Genomic DNA, 24150 nt, shown 5'->3' with positions numbered 1-24150 from the left:
GACAAAATTGTAAGTAAGAATAATATAATAAGATAAATGGATTTTAGGAAGCTTAGTGAACAGTATAAGAAGGAACTGTTAGAAAATGTAATGCCTTTTTGGTTGGACCATTCGTTGGATAAAGAATGTGGCGGGTATTTTACCTGTCTGGATAGGATGGGCAACGTGTTTGATACGGATAAATTTATATGGCTGCAAGCGCGTGAGGTCTATATGTTTGCCTCAATGTACAATAAAGTTGAAAAGAACCAAGCATGGTTGGAGGCGGCGGAGCATGGCGCAGCTTTCCTGCTGGATCACGGTCACGATGGTGATTTCAACTGGTATTTTTCCCTTGACCGCGACGGTAATCCGCTGGTTGAACCCTACAACATATTTTCGTATACGTTTGCCACGATTGCTTTTGGTCAGCTGAGCTTAGCGACGGGAAGCGAAAAGTATGCGGCCGTCGCCAAAAAGACATTTGAAGTGATACTTTCTAAAGTCGATAACCCAAAAGGAAAGTGGAGTAAAGCAGCTGACGGAAAGCGTGCACTGAAAGGGTTCTCGTTGCCGATGATACTCTGTAACCTCGCTCTGGAAATTGAGCATCTGCTGCCGGCGGATATGCTTAATAACCTGATAAACGAATGTATACATGAGGTCCTCAACGTGTTTTACAGACCGGAAATAGGTGGCGGCATTATTGTGGAAAACGTGAAGATGGATGGTACGCTGTCTGATACCTTTGATGGAAGGCTAATTAATCCGGGGCATGGCATAGAAGCGATGTGGTTTATTATGGATCTGGGGGTTCGCCTAAACCGCGACGACCTTATTCAGAGAGCCGTACAGATAACGCTGAACACGTTAGAATACGGATGGGATCAAATGCATGGTGGTATATTTTACTTTATGGATCGATTGGGGCACCCGACACAACAACTGGAGTGGGATCAGAAACTTTGGTGGGTGCACATAGAGACCTTAATTTCACTCTTGAAAGGCTATCAGCTCACCGGATCGGAAGCCTGTCTAACATGGTTTGAAAAGGTACACGAGTATACTTGGACACATTTTAAAGATCAGGAATATCCGGAGTGGTTCGGTTACTTAAACCGCAGGGGCGAGGTGCTGCTGCAATTAAAAGGAGGTAAATGGAAGGGATGTTTTCATGTGCCTAGAGGTTTGTACCAATGTTGGAAAACCTTAGAGGATATTGCCTGTAAGGAACCGGCTGTACAGCGAGCTTAGGCAAAGATTATTCGTATATACCTAAATGATCAATATGAAAACTTCGAGATACATCTACTCCATATACCATATCGCCTGGATGCTACTATTGCCGCTCTTGGCTGTATCACAGCGAAAGGAAAAATCGAGAGAATGGATATCCATGCCGAAATCCGTTTTGCTGGATAAGATTAAGGGCGGCTGGGCTGGGCAGACGATCGGTGTAACCTACGGCTGGCCAACGGAATTCGTTTATCAGGGTACGTTTATACAGGATTATGAATCGATTCCGTGGAACGACGATTATATCAATCAGGCGATGAAGGCATTTCCTGGCCTGTATGATGATATCTATGTGGATCTGACATTCATGGAGGTGTTTGACCGGATAGGGTTGGACGCGCCTATCGATTCGTTTGCCGCTGCATTTGCCCGAACAGAATATGAACTGTGGCACGCTAACCAGATGGCACGATACAATTTAAGAAACGGTGTGAAGCCTATCGAAGCTGGACATTGGTTAAATAATCCGCATGCCGACGATATCGATTTTCAGATCGAGGCTGATTTCGCTGGGTTAATCAGTCCGGCAATGCCGCAGGCAGCGTCTGCAATCTGCGAAAAAACGGGGACTATGATCGCCTCGGGCGATGGTTATTATGGCGGTGTATTTGTCGCAAATATGTATGCACAGGCTTTCTACCGGAAAGATATACACATTGTAGTAAAGCAAGCATTATCGGCTATCCCCCCTAAAAGCAAATTATACCGCTGCATTTCGGATGTGATCGAATGGCACAGAAAATATCCGGCAGACTGGAAGCAGTGCTGGTGGCACATCCAACAGAATTGGGCCGAGGATGTAGGCTGTCCAAATTTCGTATTCCATCCAATAAATATAGATGCTAAAGTAAATGCCGCATATGTGGTGATGGCGTTGCTCTATGGTGAAGGTGATTTTTTCAGGACTATGGATGTCGCGACTCGTGCGGGACAGGACTCGGATTGTAATCCCGCCACGGCTTGCGGCGTACTCGGCACGATGATCGGATATGATGCGATAACGCCGAAATATCTGAACCCCTTGAAGCGGGCAGAAGACAAAGTCTTTAGTCATAGCGCTTACGCGCTCGAGGACATTTATAGGCTAAATTTTGAGCTCGCAAGCGCTAATATTGAAAAACACGGTGGCAGAGTAGATGTCCGCGATGTACATATCCCGATACAGGTGGCAGCTGTTGCAGCTCTTGAAGAGAACTTTGCAGGACATTTTCCAGCGGAGCGTGTAAAAATAGCCAAAGAGACAGCGGCTACATACACGTTCGACTTCGAAGGCAATGGGATGGTGCTAAGTGGGTACCTGTTGAAAAAAGATCAAAGCGCTAACGATAGGCTAGTGCAGGCAGGTCTGTATGTTGATGGCCAACTCGTAGAGACGGCAAACCTGTATACCGATCCAATAGATCGGCGTCCGGAGCTTTTCTGGTGTTATAAGCTCGCTGATGCGAAACATCGTGTTGAAGTGAAGTTGTTGTCGCCGGATCAAGGATATGGACTTTATATTGCCGACTATCTGATTTATCGTTCTACGCCCTCGGATTTAAAACAATAGGTATGATACGGACGATGTTTGTCATATTGTTGATTTATGGACTGGGTGGACCAGCCTATGCACAGGCGCTCCATCAACAGATCGGTGGTAGGGTCTCTGTTGTTGGTGGTGCAGGTCTTGCAGGTGTAGCGGTTACTGATGGGCGGACTGTCGTATTGACCGACACCTTGGGATGCTATACCCTCGATCTCGCGCACGACGCCGAGTTGGTCTATCTGACGTTACCGGCTGGCTACCAGATTCCACTTGGTGATGGGCGGCCATATTTTTACAGGATGCTGAATGATAGGCAAGCGCCTGCCACCTCCTACGACTTTGAATTGGAAAAATCAGCCCCTGACAACAAGCACGCAATGATCGTGATTGGAGATCCGCAGGTATATAAATTGAAAGATGTGGACAGCTGCCGTGCCTATGCGGAGGATCTGCTTCGGTATACAAAAACCGAACTAAGGGATTATGTATTACATGGCATGCTGACAGGGGATATGGTCGGCGATCAGCCACAACTGCTCACTGCATTGACCGAAGTGTTTTCCGGTACGGGAATCCCTTTTTTTTATACCAAAGGTAATCATGACCTGCGGCCGGACTCGCGTTCAAATGCGCAGGCGACAAGGTACTTTGAACAGAATTTTGGACCAAACTACTATGCGTTTAATAGAGGGAATGTGCATTATGTGGTCTTGGATAATGTATTCTACCTTGGGCGTGGGCATGAGTATGTGGGATACCTGCCTGAAGGCCAGCTGCGGTGGTTAGAACAGGATTTAAAGACCGTTCCTACGGGAAGTACGGTAGTGGTATCGCTTCATATTCCGACTACGCACAAACCTTTTCGGAAGGATAGCCAGCAGCAAGTGATGCGTAATGCGTCGCATCTTTATGCGTTATTGGAATCTTATCAGGTACATATTATCTCGGGTCATACACACCTGCAGGACCATTATCACCCTGCTCCCCATATATGGGAGCATACACAGGCATCTTTATCTGGCATATTTTGGCAGGGACCCGATTGTGCAGATGGAACGCCTCCTGGCTATTCGATATATCTAGCGGATGGGGACGATTTTAGCTGGCGCTATAAAGCTATCGGCAAGTCTGATAATCATCAATTTCGTGCGTATGCGGTCGGTGAAAATCCCGAACGCGTAGAGGATTTAACGGTATTGGTCTGGAATCACGATCCGCACTGGAAAGTAGGCTGGTATGAAGATGGGATTTATAAAGGTTTGATGATGAATTATGTAGGTCTGGACCCGCGGACGACCCGCGAGGTGAGTACGCATAAGGCCACATACGACTACGATTGGATATGGACGGCAGAAACAGACCATTTATTTTATGCGCGTCCGGTAAAGGCGGACAGTGAGATCACTGTTGAAGTGGAAGACCGGTTTGGAAATAAATTTAAACAAGATGTACAACATAAGAAACGATAAAAAAATAGGGGGCATGCTGGCGATCGGGTTCTTGCTATGTGCCTCGGTGCTAGCGCAACCTGCTGTGAAGCCTCGAGCAACAATGGATAGCTACCTGATTCCCCTAAATAAAAAGGGTGCTACAATCGGCACTGTGCTATTTGGCCATGCCGATAGAGGCCGAATTACGCTAGTGTCTGATACCGCGCGGTTGTTCCGCATCGATAAAGATGGGACGATTTCTTTGCGAAAGCGAAAGGCGGTACGAGACGTGGGTACCCACGCTTACGGAATTACTGTAGCAGTCGGTAAGCAGTACTATCAGATGGAATTGGTGAAGGACGAATTCATCCGTAACAAAGTGGTGGCACATCGAGGTGCATGGCGTAAGGTCGGCGTGATGCAAAATTCTGTCCGGTCGTTCCAACATGCGGTAGAATTGGGATGCGAAGCTTCGGAGTTTGATGTATGGCTGTCAAAAGACAAAGTCGTCGTATTATCGCACGACCCACATATAGGAGGGCTATCTGTTGAGGAGTCTAGCGCAAAGGAACTCTACGCATCGACATTAGCGGGCGGGGATCCTGTACCGGCGCTGACAGATTTCATCACTATGGCAAAAAAGCAAAATAAGACAAAGATGATCTTGGAGATTAAGCCCTCTCCTACTGGAAGAAATACAGAATTGGTCGACTCCGTGCTATCGATCGTACATCGTCTCAAAGCTCAGGCCTACATCGAGTACATCAGCTTTGACTACAACGTTCTGAAGCGGATAAAAGCGCAAGATCAGACAGCAAAGACGGCATATTTAATGGGAAACAAGACAGTCGATGAGTTGAAAGCCGATGGAATAACCGGACTAGACTATGATTTTTATAAGTACGAAGCCGATCCGCAACTGCTTGCAAAAGCGAAAAGTAGGGGGTTGACCACCAATGTATGGACGGTAAACAAAGAAGCTGCCCTCTGCACTTTTCTACAAAGTGGTGTAGACCGAATCACGACAGACGAGCCGGAACTTTTACTCGAAATAATTAAAAAGAAAAAATAGAAATGAAGAAACCAAATATGATGAAAAAATTAAGTGTATTGGTCGGAATGTTATGGGCTATCTTTCCATTCGCATTAATGGCCAAAGACGGCATTACATTGACGCTGATCCCACCGACAACAATCACGAACAAAGTGGATCTTGATATCCGTGCCGGCTTGAAGAACGAGGATGCGCAGTTAAAACAGATCGAACTGTCTGTTTATTTACATGCAGAGCACGCTGATAATCTATTGCACTATTCGAAAAAGCTGGTTGCACCCGGCCAAGCCTACGAGATTAAGCATGTGTTACCTACGCATAACCTGATCGGAAAGAATAAGATCATTCTGCTGGTTAAGGAAGGCGGCAAAACGCATCGCGAGATAAAGGAAATCGAGGTGATCGAATCTGACATCCGTTCTACCCGCTTAATCGATGGGGCTTGGGCAGGTATATACCACTGGAGTGAAACCGAAGGCAAACACTGGAATACCGACATTAAAAAAATGACCGATGAGCAATGGAAGGAAATGGTGCGCGGGATGCATAAGTTGAAAATGGATATCGTCGTAATCCAAGAAGTATTCCGAAACGAAGAATATGTCGGTAAACACCAAACGACGGTCGAAAATTATCAGGGAAAGGCCTTTTATCCTTCGGAACTCTATAAAGAACGCGTGCCTATTGTTGCGCACGACCCGGTGGAAGCAATCTTGTCTGAAGCGGACGAGCTGAATATGCATGTGTTCGTAGGAGTGGGGATGTTTGCCTGGTTTGACTTTACGAGCGAATCGCTCGAATGGCACAAGAAAGTGGCAAAAGAGCTCTGGGACAAATATGGTCACCATCCATCGTTTTACGGTTTTTATGTTTCGGAAGAGAGTGGTGGAAATTTAGATAACTGGGAAAAGACTGATGCAATGCGGATGCAGCGCAAGAAGGAAATTGTCGATTTCTTTCGTGAATTTAAAGCGTATTGTAATGATATAGCCCCTGCAAAGCCCGTTATGTTGGCGACAAACAGCATGCAGGTGCCTTTAGGTGTCGATACCTATCCAGCTTTACTGCAAAATCTGGATATTCTCTGTCCGTTTGGATTTGCACGCATGCCAGAAGGGGATTTAACGGGGAAGGAATCGGCCGATCTGCTCCAGTCGTTGTGCGACGCACAAGGGGCACATTTGTGGTTCGACCTAGAGACTTTTCTGTTCAATGAGGATCAATCGTTGTATCCGAGGCCTATGGATGAGATTATCCGGGACCTTAACTTATTTGAGAATTTCGAAAAGATATTATGCTACCAGTTCCCTGGCGTATTTAACGATCCGAAGATGTCGATTCGCGTAGGCGAAAAAAGAACACTGGATCTTTTTCGGGATTATCAGCGCTACCTTAAAAAGGTAACTCATATGCAAAAGCGTCAATGATATTATAAATATATAGATATGAATTTAGAAACAATTAACCATTAACTTTTATGATTCGAGTAAATCAACAGCTAAAAGAAAAGGGTATGCGTGATCGATATGATTTGTTATCGAGATGTATCCTTGTAGGATGCCTGCTCACTGGTGTGATCACGGGATCTTATGCACAGCAGTCCGCGTTATCGGGTATCGTGCGCAGCGTGGCCAATCAGCAGCCAGTACCGGGTGCGACGGTAAGGCTGGCCAAACAGCAGCATATTACAACGACCGATCAAGACGGGCATTTTTCCCTGGCGGCCGAGGGCAGTAAAGCCCGTCTCTATGTTTCTGCGATCGGCTATCAAGCAAAGGACACCACACTTTCAATCCCTTCTGGTCCGATTGCGATCTACCTCACAAAGAGTGATGCTGTTTTGGATGAAGTTGTTGTAGTGGGATTCGGACAAATGAAAAAATCCAGTGTCACGGGTGCCATAGCCCAAATAAGTGGCGACGAACTGACCAAGGCGCCCACAGCAAATCTTTCATCGATGTTACAAGGCCGGCTTCCCGGATTAGTGACACGGCAGACGAGCGGACAACCCGGTTCGGATGGTGCCTCCTTATTGGTTAGAGGGTACAATACGTTAGGGAATAGCAGTCCTTTAATCATCGTGGACGGAATCGAACGGGACTTCCCGCAGATTAACCCGAATGAGGTGGAATCGATTTCCATACTGAAGGACGCATCAGCAGCGATCTATGGGGTAAGAGGTGCCAACGGTGTAATATTGGTGACCACCAAGAGGGGAAAATCACAAAAGCCGACGATCAGTTACAACGGGTCTTACGCACTCAGTACCAACACTTCTTTTCCACGGTTCTTAAATGGTGCTGAATATGCGCGATATTACAACAAAGCACAGGAGATGGACGGTATAGCGGAGACCGGACGGCGCTTTACGCCCGAGGAAATCGAGCGCATCACAAACGGCGATCCGGAAGGCGTATTCGGAAATACCAACTGGTTTGATATGTTGTTTAAAAGCAGTGCGCCGACACTGACTAACAATCTGACACTGAATGGCGGAAGCGACCGATACAAGTATTTTGTATCGGTAGGGGGCTATAATCAGGAAGGTATTATTGATCGTACTTCGTACGACCGCTATAATGGTCGGGTCAACTTGGATGCGGATGTATTGGATAATTTAAAACTTACACTCAATGTCTCCTATAGAGACGACGTGCGTAAGGAACCAGGGCTCTCCGCCGGATTGGGAAATAGCTATGCTTCGGTATTTGCACAGGCCATGATGTCTTATCCTTTTCTCCCCGCCTATAATGCAGATGGCGTGCCGATAGGCAGTTTAAATCCCGGTAACGGCAACCAAAATCCGCTGGCAGCGAGGGATTTGTCTGGTGAAAATGTTTCTCGCTCCAATCGTCTGCAAAGCAATTTATCGTTAGAATATGAAGTGCCGGGTGTTTCGGGACTTCGTCTAATGGCGAACGGTGGTTTCGATAAGGGCTACACAGTACGCAAAGCGTATTTACTGCCTTATCAGCTCGATGTGTATAATAATTCGACAAAGCAATATGCGTTGGGCTGGGCTCGTCATGCTTCGGGCGGGATTGCTAACCTGAACCAGTGGTTTAACGATTCTTGGCAAAAGACCATACAAACCTCTATACGTTATGATAATAAATTTGGTGAACATTCGGTAAATGCATTGTTATTGTACGAATACCTACGACAAGACAACAGTTCTATGTCTGGCGGTCGGAGAGGTTACCCTATCACGGATATTATGGACCTGAACTGGGGCGATGAAGTGATCGACGACTTAGTAAAGGGTAGTCACGGCATGTTTAGCCGCGCAGGCTATTCATTTCGCTTTAATTATGACTATGCAGACAAGTATCTACTAGAAGTACTTGGCCGATATGATGGGTCGCCTCTACTTCCGGCAGATACGCGCTGGGACTGGTTTCCTGCAGTTTCAGCGGGCTGGCGGATTTCCAACGAACCTTTTTTCCGGGAGTCCGTCGATTTCGTAAGCGACCTGAAGCTACGGGCCTCCGTGGGTAAACTCGGTAATGATAGGATACCTGACTATCAATATCTTCGGACATTGACACCTGGTGCAAATCCGGTGGTGTTGATCGGAAATAATCCGGGGAAACCACTAAATATAACGACTGTCCCAAATCCGGATATCCGATGGGAAACGACGATGACGTATAATGGTGGTTTGGAAGCTACGCTTTGGAACGGCTTACTGGGCGTCGAGGCTGATGTTTTTTACCGTGTAACGAAGGATATCTTGCAGGGACAAAGTAACTTAAACCCACCTTCATTTGGTGGCTATTTTCCTAGTTACGTGAATTCTGGAATCGTAGATAGCCGTGGATTTGAACTCATCTTATCCCACCGCAATACCATTAACGAATTTACATATAATATCCGTGGAAATGTCAGCTTGGCAAAAAACAAGGTTATTGAGACCACAGAAGATGCGAATGTGCCCGATCAGTTAAGACGGACAGGCAGACCGATCGGTTTAAAATACGGTTTCGAAGCGGACGGCTTCTTCCAGTCAGATGAAGAAATTAATAGCAGCGCCTTATTTGGTCCTACCCGGGTCGGCGAGATCCGTCTGAAGGACTTAAATGGCGATGGTCGAATCACTTTTGATCAGGACTGGACCGTTATAGGACGAAATGATCTACCCGAGATGATGTTCGGGCTTAATTTGGGAGGATCGTATAAGGGTTTTGATTTTAACGCTTTCTTTCAGGGAGCGGCCTTATCCGATGTGGCCTTATCTGGGTTGTATACCAGCTCGGGCATTTACGACAACACATTCTATACAATGCCTTTTTACCAAGACGGCAATTCCCCTAAATATTTGGTCGAAAATGCCTGGACTCCGGAAAATCCGAACGCAACCTATCCGCGCCTGAGTACGCAGTCGGCTCAGAGTGGTGGTAAGTTTTCGTCCTTTTGGATAAAAGATGGCTCTTATGTGCGATTGAAAACAGCGCAGCTGGGATATACGCTACCGAGCGCATGGATGCAAAAGGCCAACATTCAGGAATTACGGTTATTTGCTTCCGGTAGCAACCTATTTACATGGAGTAACCTAGATTATTTAGATCCCGAAATGCCGAGCGTAAACCAGGGATACTACCCTCAGCAACGTATTTATGAATTTGGCGTATCCTTAACCTTTTAATTTTAGTACGATGACATTTAAATATATTTATAGCGCGCTGTCATTAGCTACCGTGCTAACCATCACAAGCTGCTCTATCGAACCTGAGTTGACAGATGTCTATACCGAAGAGGTGGCGTGGAGCAGTGAATCGAACGTAGAATTGTCCTTAAATAAATTCTATCCCCTCATTGGGCAGTTGTACTACACCAATCAAGTGAATCAGGATGCTTATTCGGATGTTCTTAAGCGGAATACGCCTACCCATGAAACGAATCTGCAGATTTTGGGGGTTTCGTTGATTACGCCGGGGGCTAATTTGCTAGACAACTGGAGCTGGGGTTACCGATGGATCAGAGACTGTAATGAATTTCTAGACGGCTTGTACACCCGAGGCGGCCAATTACCAGAGACATACCAACGTATCGCTGAGGGCGAAGTGCTGTTCTTCAGGGCTTACGTCTACTTTGAACTAGCTAAGCGTTATGGCGCGAGCATCATCCTGTACAAAGGGTTGAATGATGGCGAACCAAAAGCACGTAGCACGCCCGAAGAAGTCTGGGATTTTATCGCGGCCGATTTAGACAAGGCAGCAGATCAGTTACCCCCTACGGTGCCGGCAGCAAAAAAGGGAAAGCTCACGAAAGGAGCGGCCCTTGGTCTAAAAGCGCGGGCCATGCTGTATGCAAAGCGCTGGAAAGCATCTTCGGACGCGGTCGAAGCATTAAAGGATTTGCAATTGTACGACTTGCATCCAGATTATGCGGCTTTATTTAATCAACGCAGAAGCGAAGGACTAGAAAACAAGGAAAGTATCCTCGAATTCGGTTTCCAGTCGCCAAATTTCACGTACTCGTTTGATTATTTTTTCGCACCAACCTTAGACGGTGGATACGCGCAGATAAGCCCAACGGATAATCTGGTTCGGCAGTACCAAATGGCTGATGGAACGGACTTCAATTGGTCTAATCCAGCGCATGCTGCAAGTCCGTATGAAGGACGTGAGCCACGATTTTATGCCTCGATCCTGTATAATGGTGCGCCATGGAAGGGGCGGGTCATTGAAACTTTCGTAGACGGCAAAGACGGATACGCCGTAGGTGGTGGTACCACCTCCACAGGTTACTATATGCGTAAACTCTTTGATGAAGAACTTACGGATCTCGGTAGGGGCGAACTTACGTTTTACTTTATGCGGTATGCGGAAGCGTTGCTCATCTATGCAGAAGCTCTAGCGGAGCAAGATCGGCTTACCGACGGCTTGGAAGCCCTCAACCAGGTGCGGAGACGTGCTGGTTTTACTAAGGATCTAACGGCGACGAACAAAGGAAACCTGTTAAACCTGATTCGTCGGGAACGTATGGTCGAACTGGCTTTCGAAGGTCATCGCTTCTGGGATCTTCGTCGTTGGAACCTAGCAACTACCGAGTTGAACGGAAAGAAAATCGAAGGGGTTAAACCTATTCGTACGATGGTAAACGATGTGCCGAAATTTATGTACGAACTGGTGGATGTAGACAACGGCAGGACACGTGTGTACCCAGAAAAATATAATCGCTTTCCGATTCCGTTGACGGAATTGCAACGTAACCCGATTATCGAGCAATTTGATGAGTGGAAATAACCTTTAATGATCGACAAGATGAAAATATATCACAAATATACCGTTATGGCCGCCCTGATAGCCATATTTGGGGCCTGCCAAAAAGCCGAACTGCGTAAAGATACGCGGTTCGACAAAGGGCTACTCAACTTTTTTCTAGCTATCCCAGGTCAATCGACCGAGTATCCGGCGGTCGCAGCTGGGCCCTACGAAGATGGAGATACCATATATGTTAATGTGCCGACAACTGAAGAGGAGCCTGTTGATGTGTCTAAATTAAGAGCAACAGCAAGTTTAGAGCATAATAGCCGAATCGAACCTGCTCTTAGTGGAATCATGGATTTTACCAATCCATTGGATATCCGTGTAACCGATGGCGATGGCAATGTAAAGCAACTCGTGATCAAAGCGGTCCCGACGCTTCCGCGCACCACGTTTAAGAAACTTTGGTTCAGTACCGCCGACCAGCTCGGTATCGTCCGTACCAATATATCGGGGATGGCAGTTGTAAAGGATCGGATACTGGTTGCCGATTTTGCAGGTGGTACTCTCGGAGCAGAGGTAGGGGTGCGGGTGTACGATGCAAATACGAAGGCTTTGATCAAGACAATTCCGGCTCCGACAACCTTCTGTATGCAAGTAGTTGCCGATGATGCCGATCACTTTGTGGTGAATCGGTATAATATTTATGGCGCCGGTCTAATGCTTTATTTTTATGAAGATATAGACAGTGCACCTCAGTTAATTTTGAACTACGTTGCAGGTGCTGGCGTTCCTGCTGAACTAGGTCGAAAAATTAGTGTAATTGGTAACCTAAAAACAGGTAAAGCCTATGTGTATGCCACCGCGCCCGCAGTAGACAACCAGATTTATTACTGGGAATTCGACAATGGTGTTGTGCGTAGTACAACACCACAGGTAATCCGTTATGCTGCTGCAACGCCGTGGACTTTTGCTACGGTGCAACGTAAATCGCTAGATGCCGAATCTGATCACTATCTGACGTATAATAACTATGATGCTGCCGATGCCAACCGCGCTAAAGGAAGCCGCTTTGTGCAATTTACGCCGACTATGGATGTATTCGGAATGAATACGTCTAACCATTATTACAAGATCTTTGATTTTGAGGTGTTTACTATCGATGGTAACCAGTTCCTAGCGATGCTGACGCAGGGTTTCTTTGCTTGGGATGCAACACATGTCAAGGTGTATGACATCACCGACCCGACCAAAATGACATTGGTGTCGGACGATGTGGGATACCGCGACTTTATGTTATTTGAGTCTGATGCCTACGGTGGTACCAACTATAATCGCTACGGTGACCTTGATGTCAATATATCGGGCAAGACCGTGACGATCTATGCTACGATGGCTACGAATGATAAATCAACAGCTGGCGTGATGGCTTATCAGATGCGTTACAACCGTTAACACGGTTCTCTCATGAAATAATAGATGATAACCCCTGATCCGCGGTCCCTGAAAGTGCCGTGGATGAGGATTAATAGCAATTATATGGTTCGAAGAATATGTTGTCTTATATGGGCTTTAGTCGCTAGCTCGACGTCGTATGCACAAAGCCTGAAACTAGAAATACCAGCAAATTCAACGCTGATAAGCTATACCGGTCGTGTGGTAGAAAGTATGGATGGAGATGTTACCTTTGATTGGGTTGGAACCTATTTCCAGTTTATGCTGGCAGGCGAAGCATGCACCGTCCGTGCTTCAGATACGGGCGAAAGTTACTATAACGTATTTGTAGATGATCAGCTGTTCAAGACCATCCATATCGCTTCGCAGGATACGCTGATACAACTTGTAGAGGGGTTGGCAAAGCACAAACTGCACCGCATACGGGTACAGAAAAGATCCGAAGGTGAATTTGGAAGAACCACGCTGCATCGGTTTTTGCTGCCTAACGGAGCGTTCTTCAAAGGCCAGGTGCCGAAGAAAGATCGCTTTATGGAGTTTATCGGCGATTCGCATACGGTAGGTTACGGTGCAGATGGGACACATCGTGATGAACCATTTTCCGTAGGTACGGAAAATGCCGATAAAACCTACGCGGCTATCTTAGCACGTTATTTCGACGCTGACTATGCCTTAATTGCGCATTCGGGCAGGGGAGCTGCCCGGAATTTTGGTGACTCGCTGACCAGTTCACGGTATACGATGAAAGATGCCCTGTTGAGAACATGGAACAGCGATACGTCTACGCGCTACGGATTTGATCAATATAGGCCTGATCTGATTGTCATCAACTTGGGTTCTAATGATTTCTCCTCACAGCCTAACCCGTCCAAGGCGGAGTTTATAGCAGCCTATGGCCAGATCATTCAACGGCTGAGGTCTGCCTATGGAAAAGAGGTGAAAATATTGTGTGTGACACCGAGGGTAAAAGGGCCCGTAGGAGAGTACATAGCTGCTTTACCCGAGTTATTACATGATCCGAATGTATTTGCGACGGCGTCCCTGCGTGGTGTACTAAATGATGATTCTGATATGGGAGCGGCGTGGCATCCGGGTTACACGGGACATCAGAAGATGGCGATGTTTATCATCCCCTATATTGCGACCATCATGGGCTGGCCCTTAGCTGAGCAGCCAATAAAGTAAAGCGTAAATCGGAGTAGATTAAGACAGTTTACTGTCGTTTTTTTTAAACAAAAGGAGTATAATGCATATAGGTATAAGATTACAGGCTTTGCTATTCCTCATACTGCTACTGGGCTGCAAAGCATCAGAACCAGCAGCTACGGACGGTAAAGACGACGGACCGGGGGGCGACCCTCCCAAGGAAGGTTTTGTGGAAACCCCCGCCCTTAAAAAGATAAAAGGTAATTCTATTCAAATTGACCCCGTCATGCTGAACGAGCAAGGTATATCACCGGAAACGTTGGTAGCAGACCTAAAAATGGCCAATATTAAATCTGTCCATTTTTTTGTAGCCGGCTATTGGGACGGGCGCAAAGACAATCAGTTGCTTCGTCCCGACTACCTGCAAGCATTAAAGAAGGAAGGGATCGCGGTATGGATCATGCTATTGGGTAATTGTATTTACGGTGACTCTAGCCTGCCCGTCGAATGGCAAATGGAGTTTTTAACGCCTTATCCGAGTCAAGGGATCCACTTTTACTCGTTCCACCGTCCCGAATTTGTCGATTGGCAGATAAGCCGCGTAAAGGCGATCTTGAGTAATTATGATGTAGCAGGTATCGAGTTTGCCGAGAGCTACTTTCCCGAATGGAAAACCTTGCAATCGAATGGCTTCTATGGCGATATCAGTGCCTATGCCCGAAAAAAATTTACCGCTCAGCAGAGAGGTACTAATGCGGCGACACTGTCTTTTGATTACATCCGCAACGATCAGACCCTGTACAACAAATGGATGGATTTCCGCGTAGATGCGATATTGGATTTTAACAAGAAGATAAAGGCTGCCATCAAGGAATCTGCACCAGAGGTGTTGTATGCTGCTTGGGGAATGGCCGTGCGAAAGGGTACCATGGCCGAGATACGGGAACATTTTGGTTTGGATATGGTCAAAATGGCTAAAGAGGTACAGCCTGATGTAATGGTGCTACAAACAGCGGCACAGGATTGGTTAGATCCAGCGCTGACTTACGATTATTTAATCCAGTACACCTCCCTGGCAAAGGCCATACAACAGGCAAACCCGAAGATGGCTTTGAGTATACAAGCCGATATCGTTTCACTTGGCTACAGCAATCCGGCTGTCGCTAAACGGCATCCTGAATGGTGGCTGCGCTTTTTCGATCTATCGCTCCAGTCAGGTTATTACACGAACACTGCTTACGAGTATGCCTTTGCGAAGAAGGAAGGGATCTGGACGACGGGAAATCTAACGGATGAAACACCCCGAACCCTATATAAAGATGCCTCGCTACAGTCGGATGTGCTTGCGGAAGCAGTGGTTCCTTTATCGTTGATCAAGGAACAAGGCGCTCATTGGAAAATGGTATATACGGAAAAAGGGGTGGGCTGGTTTTACATTGACTAGCCTTCGCCCAGCAATAAATAGTAAAGTATGGAAAATATATTAAAAAAATGGGTTACGACTCTTTTATTATTGGTTGGCTTCTGTAGCCAGCAAGCTCAGGCCCAGGCCGTAAAGCCGTTAAAAGGTACATGGATCAATTTGCCTTATCAAGATGTGCGAAACAAATATATGAATCCTGCACATGTCGATTATAGGACTCCGGAATTCTGGAAAACCAAGATAGGGGAATACGCTGAAATGGGACTGTCTTATGTCGTGATCATGGCCGTAGCGGACCAACAGAAGTCCTTCTATCCCTCCAAATTTATGCCCCCAGCCTATCCCGAAGGCCAACAAAGTCCGGTGGAAGCGATCATGGAAGCGGCTGATCAGCATGGAATGCATGTGTTTATGAGCTGTGGCTGGGCCATCAATCAAGATGATAATATTCGGGATCCGATGATCAAGAAAATACAGTTACAGATCATGAAGGAGACGGCTGATCTATTCAGTCGGCACAAGTCGTTTTTTGGGTGGTACCTGCCAGTCGAAGATAGTATGGAACCCATTCTGCCCGATCAGGCCATTGAAGCGGCAAATAGTCTGGCGGAAAGCGCACGTAATCTTACGCCTAAGGCCAAGATCATGATATCTCCATATGGAATATGCCATGCCGATATCGATAATCCCATGTTTGCCGCGCAGATAAAAAAATTAAAAGTAGATATTATTGCTTATCAAGACGAGATCGGATGCGTACGTGAGCCACTTCCGATGCCACGGATGAAAGCTAATTTCAAAAAATTAGGTCAAATTCACCAAGATACCGATATCCAGTTTTGGTCGAATGTCGAATCGTTTACTTGGGAAAGGGAAGATAATTCTCGGGAGTCCGCCTTGATCCCGACGGCGTTTCCGCGTTACCTGTCGCAGATTGTGGGCGCCACTATGGCGGGTGCCGAACAGGTAATCAGCTTTTCGGTGTACGGAATACTGGATAAAGCGACTACCGATATGCCGATTGGGCAACCGATAGAATCCGCGCAGGCTTACCTCGACTTTATGGAGTGGAAAGCTGGAAAAGGACGCTGGCCACTGCTCGAGCAGACTTTTAAAGGTGATGTTGCACACACCGCGGTGGGGGCGAAGGTGAAGTACCTGACGAAGCCAGCAACAGCTTATGGTAAAGGCAACTTGTCCGATAGCCGATTGGGCCAAGAAGATGATAGACAGCCTACTTGGGTCGGTTTCGAAGACGGGAAGATGGAGGTTGTGATTGACCTTAAAAAGACAACAACTGTAAACAGTTTGGCTGCCCGGTTCCTACATTACCGACCGAAGGATATCGCCTTACCATCGGTAGTTAGCTTCTATGCATCAATGGATGGAAAAACGTATCGAAGGGTGAAAGCGGTGGCCATGACAGCTTCAAAAAATGACCGACACGACTGTTGGATCGATATTGCTGCGGTGAATGGCATTCAGATCAATGCGCGATACATCAAAGTCTTAGCTGATCAGGATACCGGGTGTTTGATATTATGTGATGAAGTGTTGGTAAATCCAAAATGGTAACATCACCCTGTCTATAAATGTATTTCAATGACTAGTTTAAAAAGATGGCAAGATTAAATTTATTAGAAGAAACACGTTTTGAACGAATTCCCGTTCGGGTATATTCCGATCAAAGCAAAGCCTCGATCGAGGTTGCACAGCGTATAGCAAGCATTATAAAAGCCAAACAAGGGCAAGGCGAAATAGCGGTGCTGGGCCTTGCGACAGGTGCCACCCCAGTGAAAGTATATCGGGAGCTTGTTCGGATGCATCGGGAAGATGGGTTGAGCTTCGCCAATGTAGTTACGTTTAACCTAGACGAGTATTATCCCATGCGGCCGGATACCGATCAGAGCTATGTAACATTCATGAATAAGCACCTATTCGATTACGTCGACATTCGACGTGAAAATATCCATATGCCAGACGGTACGCTAGATGAAGTGGATATCCAGGCATTCTGTGAAGCATATGAACGAAAAATATCGTCGCTCGGCGGCTTGGATATCCAAATTCTTGGAATTGGACGCACCGGACACATCGGTTTCAACGAACCGGGCTCAGCACCTAACTCGGGCACCCGGCTTGTTACCTTGGACGATCTCACCCGACGCGATGCAGCCCGAGATTTCGGGGGGAAGGAAAATGTCCCTACGAAAGCCATTACCATGGGAGTGGGGACGATCTTTAAGGCCAGGGAAATCGTGTTGATGGCCTGGAATGAAAAGAAAGCTGAAATCGTAAAAAAAGCGGTGGAAGGGGAGATATCTGCCGATATCCCCGCGACCTACCTGCAGTTGTCGGACCATGTGGAGTTTATACTCGATGAGGGTGCCGCGTCACAACTGACGCGTTTCCATTTGCCGTGGCTGGCCCGTGAGGTCGTATGGGATAATACACTTGTAAAAAAAGCTGTCATTTGGCTGTCGACCAAGTTAGGTAAGGCCATTCTGAAGCTGACGGAAGATGACTACAACAATAACGGAATGGCACAGTTGATCATGGAAAAGGGACCTGCCTACAACATCAATATTGACATCTTTAACCAGTTGCAGCGTACGATCACCGGTTGGCCGGGCGGGAAACCTGGTGTTGATGATTCCAATCGACCGGAACGTGCGGAGCCGGCATTGAAACGCGTGCTGCTATTTTCTCCTCATCCAGATGATGATGTTATTTCCATGGGCGGAACTTTTATCAGGTTGGTAGACCAGGGCCATGACGTCCACGTGGCTTATCAAACTTCAGGTAATACAGCCGTATGGGATGATGATGTGTTGCGTTACATCGAATTTACGCGCGACTTTAGCACGATAACCGGCGGCGATACGGGATTGACGGAAAATTTCTACGCAGAGACCACAGCATTTTTTGAAAAGAAGCAACCGAACCAGATTGATACGGAGCTGATCCGAACCATCAAAGCTTTAATCCGGAAAGGAGAAGCAATAGCCGGTGCACGCTTCGTCGGGCTGCCAGATGAAAATATACATTTTCAGGATCTTCCCTTTTACGACCGAAGTAAGTTTTCTAAAACGGTTACGTATGAGGATGATATCCTGCAAACCATGGAACTGCTGCGCCGAGTAAAGCCGCATCAAGTCTTTGCTGCCGGCGATTTTGCGGATCCACACGGCACACACAGGGTTTGTTTTGATATTGTTTTGGAAGCGCTGCAAAGACTGGCGCGAACGGATGAATGGATTAAAGAATGTTGGTTGTGGCTTTATCGTGGAGCTTGGCACGAGTATCCTATTCATGAAATCGAGATGGCAGTGCCGCTTTCGCCGCACGAGGTAAGACGAAAGCGGCTGTCCATATTCAAGCACCAATCGCAAAAGGATACCCCAGTATTCCCTGGCGACGATCCGAGAGAGTTTTGGGTAAGAGCCGAGGATCGCACCTGCGAGACGGCTGCGCTGTATCACCAGCTCGGCTTGGCAGATTACGAAGCAATTGAAGCCTTTGTACGCTGGCCTTATATGTAACTATAGAAAGCATGCCCGTTGTTGATGAAATAAAGGCATAAACATAACAACTAAGACTATTGGAAAATAAAGAACGTAGCAGCTTTCAAGTTTGCATATTTAGACCTGGTATATGCTTTGGCTTATAGTACAATTATTCTTTGTCACTAATACTTCGAGATTGTACTTCATTTATTGATGCAACATAAGATTGGAGTTACTACCTTTAGTGCGAGACATATTTAATAAGTAATTTTAAATTTGTAGAGATGCATAGAAAGTTTGATGATTCATTTAAGATAATGGCGGTGGATCTGAGCGTTGTTAGAGGTTCGGTAGCAGAAGTTGCAAAGGAGCTGGCTATAGATCCCAGTTTGCTCAGTAAGTGGCGCAGAAACCTTCTTTATAATGGGGATAAAGTTTTACCTGATAACGCATATATAATTCTTCGCTGCCATCTTTTCTATGAACGGCGTCTACGATACAATTGACCACATAATTATCTTTTGGTATTCCGGCTCGCGCTATTTTTTTTCCATTTAACGATACCTCAAAACCATAACCCTTTTTCATATTCTTTGTTATTTACTATCCTCACTTTTCCATTCATGTTCAATATTTGTCATCAGTAGGGCATTGTCAAACGTCACCGAACCCTTAGGGAAGATTTCTTCATTTTCAAAGAAGCTAGATTCCACTGCTGAAACGTCAAGTGGTTTAACCTTCCACGTATATGCTTTCAACCTCAGCCCATCAAATTTTCTTTTGTTGGGCGAGTATCCGAGATCTCCATCTTCAAAAAAAGCCGAGGCTTTATCCAAACTTTCAAAAATGGAACTTTCGCTAAATAGTAAGGCTTCGGTTGCATCAATGGATATGAGCGTGTTATCAGAACTCTTAAAATCAATGTGAAAATTATCGTTGTTTTCCTCTACATGGAATTTTGCATAATGATGCTTACCGGGAAATATTCTGCCTCCAACAAGTGTGTTCAGTTTTAAGGATGTGTCTCTACGGGGAATATATACACCAGACTTTGTTTCGTTGTTTTCGTCCCATTCAACAGCGATCCGGTGAGCACCGTTTTCTGAGTTTACGCCAAGGAAGTCAGGCAATCCTTTGGGCTTTATGTTTCTAAGTCTGATGAGGCAGATTCCAACGATAGCTTTTCCTTTGTAAATTTTAGGTCGAAATGGAAATGGAACAATTTTCTCGACCACTTTGGGGGCAGCCGTGAAGTTTATTAAGATTCTTCTATCGATGTATCCATGTATGGTTCGAATTTTCATTTGTCACCAATTTTAAAACCTATTACCTTTTTTACTTTTGGCGCAGTAGGAGAGTTATCCTGCTTTTCCTGCAAGCGGTCGGGTAAGTATTTGGAATAGCGGCCTTGTTCTGAGGTCGCATTTTGCGATCTTAGAACGGAGCCATATTCTTCTTTATTTAACTCAAACATAAAATGTTCAGGAAAGCGAATAATATTTCTCCTTACTTGGTCCTTAAGCCTCCGTGTCTCTACCCTATACAACTCCGCCAGATCACTATCTAGCATTACTTTTTGTCCTCTAAACTCGTATATCTTATTGACGAGGACATCGTCCGTTATGGCTGCTGCTTTTAGTTCTGTTTTGGTTTTACTCATAACTTAATGGTTTCGATCATAATTCATTATACCAATAAAGGTAACAATAAACTTTTATTGTAATGCGACGAATCCCTCATTTTGTGCATACACGTAAACAGGAAGATACACGCCTTCGCTGTTTTTTCATATGCCGAGGTCGCATCCTTGCTGGTTAATGAGGGACTCAACGAAAAGCTATAGCGTTTCTAACGTCTCTTCGAATGCTATTTAACCTTTGTTTATACACTGTTCGGACTCTGTTCGCCCGTTCAACGATGATTTACCGTGTATTTACCGAGGATTTACCGTGTTGCGCACGGTACATACACGGTAATTTACCGGTAGAATGCCGGTAATCTTCCGAACAACATGCGAATAACATCCGAATAAGGTCTTAATAAAGTCTACGCATGTGGAAGGCGCATATAGCAAAATTGACTCATTGCCTTCAAGTCTTTCACGTAAGAAATCTATTGTTCCCGAGCTATCTTTTCCCATTCCGTAGAATTCCCGATATAGCGAGAAAATCGGTTCTATTTTAATAGCGTCATTTGCGGACGCGAGCTTTATTTCAATATCTTTCATTAACCAATTTCAGTTTTTTTTCTTTTGTTTAGTACATGGGTTAAATATAGCTAAAAATGGAAATATCCATTAGCTTTACGGTTTCCCATACTTTGCCGCAGAATTCATGCTTTACCTTTATGCCGAATTAGAAATCATGGAAAAAGAGTTGATATATCGGCTCGATAAGAAAAATAGTATAAGCTAATATTCAATACATCGATAACAATAAATATTTTACACCAATTATGGAATGGTTTATTTTGTGGATTATTTTGACCATGGTGGTCACAGCGATAGGAGACAAGAGAAAAATTGGATCTCTCGGGGCATTTTTTATTTCACTTTTCCTTTCTCCGCTTATAGGATTTCTTGTCGTACTTTCTTCTAAACGAAAAGACACAGAAGAATTTGAAAAAGCTTTGCTTGCCAAAGCAAGTACAGACAAAAAAAATGATTATATTGATTCTCTATTTAAGCTGCAAGGCTTGTTAGATGCAGGTGCGATAGATAAGGATACATATGATAAGGAACGGGAGAAACTTGAAACCAATAAGGACAAAGAAATAATTTTTTATGACAGTAAAGATAGGGGGTATTCATTGTTAGCTAAGGGTATGGAACGATTTGTTAAGATACCTCGCACTCCAGATGGTTCCTTAAGAGTAATTACAAAATCTGGGCTGTTCGAGGTTGTTATAAGTCCGAGTTCTGTATTTGCTAAAGACAATAAATTTGTTGTCAATATCAATAAATACCCGGATCGAAAAGTAGACATAGCAACATTAATTTAAAAATCTAATCAAATTACTAACTTTGCTCTATGCAGACCTGCCCGACATACCACAAAGCACAGTTGCGCGAATTGGCTTCGTTGGTGTCGCATGCAGCATTTAAAAAGCTATCAACCAGTAGTAATCAGTCCTCCTATATCCGTAGGATGAAGAAATATGCTGGGTGGGAAAAACTTGTGCAAGACAAGCCCGCTCGGCTCGACGATTTGATAGCATATTCCTACAATCTTCTGGAACAACATTATCGGCACGAGTATATTTATAAGAATAAACTGTTAAATGATTACGTATTAAAATACTATGCTCTGGAGGATACTATCTTGCTCAACGAATTCCGGATAGGGCAGTCTATTGCTGATACGGTTTTAATCAACGGTACGAACAAGGTGTTTGAAATCAAGACAGAGCTCGATACACCCGAACGCCTGGATAACCAACTTGCTGACTATTATAAAGCGTTCACGGAAGTTTATCTGTTTACACATGTGTCACTGTTGGAAAAATATCTTCGTATCCTTCCATCGCATGTTGGCATGTTGGTGTATACAGAAGAAGGAGAAGTTGTCGAGTATCGCAGTTCCCAAAACCATTGCGAAGAACTGGATGCATCGTTTATGATGGCTTCCCTACGTAAACCAGAATACACAAAACTCCTGAAACAGCTGGTGGGTTTCGTGCCTTCCGTCACGCCGGCGTTTTTCTACCGGTCATGTTTAGCTGTTTTACAGGAACTTCCCGTTGACGATGTTAGAATTGCCTATCACAATATTCTTAAGGGGAGAATTAATTCACAAACGAATCTATATCTGTCAGAAGGCACATTGCCCCCATACTTAAATTTTTCGTTCTACCAGCAGAAATTCAATAAAAAGTCGTATCTTACTATCGTTAATAATTTAAGTAAGAACCTTTTATAATGTGTATTCATCCACTTGTTTGCCTCGCATAACAAGTTTTGTGAAAGAATCAATAACTTTGCATTATGGCAGTAACGGTACCAGTCAACGAAAATATCATTACATGGGCATTATCCCGTGCAGGATATGATGTAACTGGATTTTCTCTAAAATATCCGACACTGAAAGTTGATAGGTGGTTGCAAGGAGATAAACAGCCTACGGTTAAACAACTAGAAGCATTTTCCAAAAAAGTGCATGTGCCTTTCGGTTACATGTTTCTGCAAGAACCACCCAATGAATCTATTGACTTTCCTTTTTTCCGTACGGGAAAGCCCAATCCTACCTATCAGGTGAGTCCGAATGTTTACGATAGTATACTGGAATTAACGCGGAGGCAGGAATGGCTGCGCGAATATCTTGTCCAACTAGAAGTTAGGCCTTTGGATTATGTAGGCAAGTTCGATCAGAATACACCAGTTGAGCAGATTGTTCAAGATCTTCGTAACCAGCTAAATCTGCGAGCAGGTTGGACACTCGCTTTTGCTACTTGGGAGCAAACCCTCACACAGCTAATAGATACTATAGAGCGGATCGGTATTATTGTTGTGCAGAATGGCGTCGTGGGTAATAATACCCATCGGTCTATACCAGTTGATGAGTGCAGGGGTTTTGTATTGGTCGATGAATACGTGCCCTTTTTATTTGTCAATAATGCGGATGCGAAAGCTGCACAGCTATTTACATTGGTACATGAGCTAGTACACGTGTGGTTGGGTAAAAGTGCAGGGTTTAATCAAGATAGACTTTTGCCAGCTGATGATCCTACCGAACGGTTATGTGACCAAGTTGCTGCCGAATTTTTAGTTCCTGCTCGTCTACTGTCTGGTGTCTGGACTGGCATCGCCGATATTCGTATGCTGGCCACCCGTTTCAAGGTGAGTCCCATCGTCATCGCACGTAGGGCGTTGGATCTTGGACTGCTTGGTAGGGCAGCATTTTTTAATTTCTACAATCAGTATATGGAAGCCGCTCGCCTCAAGAAAAAGCAGCAAGCGAGTGGTGGAGATTTCTATCGTACCAATAAACGTAGGATAAGTCCTACTTTTGCCAGTTATGTCGATAGCGCTGTTAAAAGCGGAGCATTGACTTATAAAGATGCATTCAAATTGACAGGACTGTTTGGCGATGTATACACCAATTTTATTAATGAAGTAGTCATCAAATGATA

At 45.2% G+C, this 24150-nt stretch carries 19 protein-coding genes and 1 pseudogene; 16 read left to right on the top strand and 4 right to left on the bottom strand.

What is annotated here, in order from left to right:
• The first annotated feature begins 36 nt into the window (after nucleotides 1-36).
• The 13 genes and pseudogenes from G5B43_RS09330 to G5B43_RS19700 form a co-directional block, all read left to right on the top strand.
• On the top strand, nucleotides 37-1233 hold the full coding sequence (locus G5B43_RS09330) for an AGE family epimerase/isomerase (protein WP_165294459.1): 1197 nt from the start codon (nucleotides 37-39) through the stop codon (nucleotides 1231-1233).
• Between the two features lie 34 nt (nucleotides 1234-1267).
• On the top strand, nucleotides 1268-2824 hold the full coding sequence (locus G5B43_RS09325) for an ADP-ribosylglycohydrolase family protein (protein WP_165294458.1): 1557 nt from the start codon (nucleotides 1268-1270) through the stop codon (nucleotides 2822-2824).
• Between the two features lie 2 nt (nucleotides 2825-2826).
• The gene (locus tag G5B43_RS09320; protein WP_165294457.1) at nucleotides 2827-4269 is read left to right on the top strand and encodes a calcineurin-like phosphoesterase C-terminal domain-containing protein; all 1443 of its coding nucleotides are present in this window, start codon (nucleotides 2827-2829) and stop codon (nucleotides 4267-4269) included.
• Nucleotides 4247-5302, top strand: coding sequence for a glycerophosphodiester phosphodiesterase (locus G5B43_RS09315; protein WP_206367299.1), 1056 nt, complete (start codon nucleotides 4247-4249; stop codon nucleotides 5300-5302). Before G5B43_RS09320 ends, G5B43_RS09315 begins: the two co-directional genes overlap by 23 nt.
• 17 nt (nucleotides 5303-5319) lie before the next feature.
• Nucleotides 5320-6711 carry a DUF4434 domain-containing protein gene (locus G5B43_RS09310; RefSeq protein ID WP_165294456.1) on the top strand — a complete coding sequence of 464 codons (1392 nt, stop codon included), beginning with the start codon at nucleotides 5320-5322 and terminating at the stop codon, nucleotides 6709-6711.
• A 50-nt stretch (nucleotides 6712-6761) separates the two neighbouring features.
• Nucleotides 6762-9929, top strand: coding sequence for a SusC/RagA family TonB-linked outer membrane protein (locus tag G5B43_RS09305; protein ID WP_206367298.1), 3168 nt, complete (start codon nucleotides 6762-6764; stop codon nucleotides 9927-9929).
• Nucleotides 9930-9939: 10 nt separating this feature from the next.
• Entirely contained in the window at nucleotides 9940-11532 is a 1593-nt protein-coding gene (locus G5B43_RS09300) for a RagB/SusD family nutrient uptake outer membrane protein (RefSeq protein WP_165294455.1), read from the top strand.
• Nucleotides 11533-11550: 18 nt separating this feature from the next.
• Nucleotides 11551-12948 (top strand): hypothetical protein, encoded by a 1398-nt coding sequence (locus tag G5B43_RS09295; RefSeq protein ID WP_165294454.1) that lies wholly within the window; start codon nucleotides 11551-11553, stop codon nucleotides 12946-12948.
• Between the two features lie 84 nt (nucleotides 12949-13032).
• Entirely contained in the window at nucleotides 13033-14133 is a 1101-nt protein-coding gene (locus tag G5B43_RS09290; protein WP_165294453.1) for an SGNH/GDSL hydrolase family protein, read from the top strand.
• A gap of 61 nt (nucleotides 14134-14194) precedes the next feature.
• Nucleotides 14195-15538, top strand: a complete 1344-nt coding sequence (locus tag G5B43_RS09285) for a hypothetical protein (protein ID WP_165294452.1) — start codon at nucleotides 14195-14197, stop codon at nucleotides 15536-15538.
• A gap of 27 nt (nucleotides 15539-15565) precedes the next feature.
• Nucleotides 15566-17092 carry a DUF4434 domain-containing protein gene (locus tag G5B43_RS09280; protein ID WP_165294451.1) on the top strand — a complete coding sequence of 509 codons (1527 nt, stop codon included), beginning with the start codon at nucleotides 15566-15568 and terminating at the stop codon, nucleotides 17090-17092.
• Nucleotides 17093-17136: 44 nt separating this feature from the next.
• Nucleotides 17137-19059 (top strand): glucosamine-6-phosphate deaminase, encoded by a 1923-nt coding sequence (nagB, locus tag G5B43_RS09275; RefSeq protein WP_165294450.1) that lies wholly within the window; start codon nucleotides 17137-17139, stop codon nucleotides 19057-19059.
• 248 nt (nucleotides 19060-19307) lie between these two features.
• Nucleotides 19308-19412, top strand: a pseudogene (locus G5B43_RS19700) (hypothetical protein); the annotation flags it as partial.
• Nucleotides 19413-19416: 4 nt separating this feature from the next.
• On the opposite strand, the gene G5B43_RS19395 reads toward G5B43_RS19700, so the two are convergent.
• The 4 genes from G5B43_RS19395 to G5B43_RS09255 form a co-directional block, all read right to left on the bottom strand.
• The gene (locus tag G5B43_RS19395) at nucleotides 19417-19611 is read right to left on the bottom strand and encodes a hypothetical protein (RefSeq protein WP_240904810.1); all 195 of its coding nucleotides are present in this window, start codon (nucleotides 19609-19611) and stop codon (nucleotides 19417-19419) included.
• A gap of 8 nt (nucleotides 19612-19619) precedes the next feature.
• On the bottom strand, nucleotides 19620-20327 hold the full coding sequence (locus G5B43_RS09265; RefSeq protein WP_165294448.1) for a DUF2071 domain-containing protein: 708 nt from the start codon (nucleotides 20325-20327) through the stop codon (nucleotides 19620-19622).
• Nucleotides 20324-20683 carry an ORF6N domain-containing protein gene (locus tag G5B43_RS09260; protein WP_206367297.1) on the bottom strand — a complete coding sequence of 120 codons (360 nt, stop codon included), beginning with the start codon at nucleotides 20681-20683 and terminating at the stop codon, nucleotides 20324-20326. The genes G5B43_RS09265 and G5B43_RS09260 overlap by 4 nt, the downstream gene beginning before the upstream one ends.
• A 273-nt stretch (nucleotides 20684-20956) precedes the next feature.
• On the bottom strand, nucleotides 20957-21250 hold the full coding sequence (locus G5B43_RS09255; protein ID WP_165294447.1) for a hypothetical protein: 294 nt from the start codon (nucleotides 21248-21250) through the stop codon (nucleotides 20957-20959).
• A 227-nt stretch (nucleotides 21251-21477) separates the two neighbouring features.
• Between G5B43_RS09255 and G5B43_RS09250 the strand changes: the two genes are divergently transcribed.
• The 3 genes from G5B43_RS09250 (at nucleotide 21478) to G5B43_RS09240 (ending at nucleotide 24148) form a co-directional block, all read left to right on the top strand.
• Nucleotides 21478-22023 carry a hypothetical protein gene (locus tag G5B43_RS09250; protein ID WP_165294104.1) on the top strand — a complete coding sequence of 182 codons (546 nt, stop codon included), beginning with the start codon at nucleotides 21478-21480 and terminating at the stop codon, nucleotides 22021-22023.
• A gap of 29 nt (nucleotides 22024-22052) precedes the next feature.
• Nucleotides 22053-22940 carry a sce7726 family protein gene (locus tag G5B43_RS09245; protein WP_165294446.1) on the top strand — a complete coding sequence of 296 codons (888 nt, stop codon included), beginning with the start codon at nucleotides 22053-22055 and terminating at the stop codon, nucleotides 22938-22940.
• Nucleotides 22941-23005: 65 nt separating this feature from the next.
• Nucleotides 23006-24148: an ImmA/IrrE family metallo-endopeptidase gene (locus tag G5B43_RS09240; protein ID WP_165294445.1), complete on the top strand. Its 1143-nt coding sequence runs from the start codon at nucleotides 23006-23008 to the stop codon at nucleotides 24146-24148.
• Nucleotides 24149-24150 lie beyond the last annotated feature (2 nt).

Source organism: Sphingobacterium sp. SGR-19, from assembly GCF_011043555.1.
Lineage (GTDB): Bacteria > Bacteroidota > Bacteroidia > Sphingobacteriales > Sphingobacteriaceae > Sphingobacterium.
The sequence above is the reverse complement of the archived record's forward strand: the minus strand, read 5'-3'. Positions and strand labels throughout refer to the sequence as shown.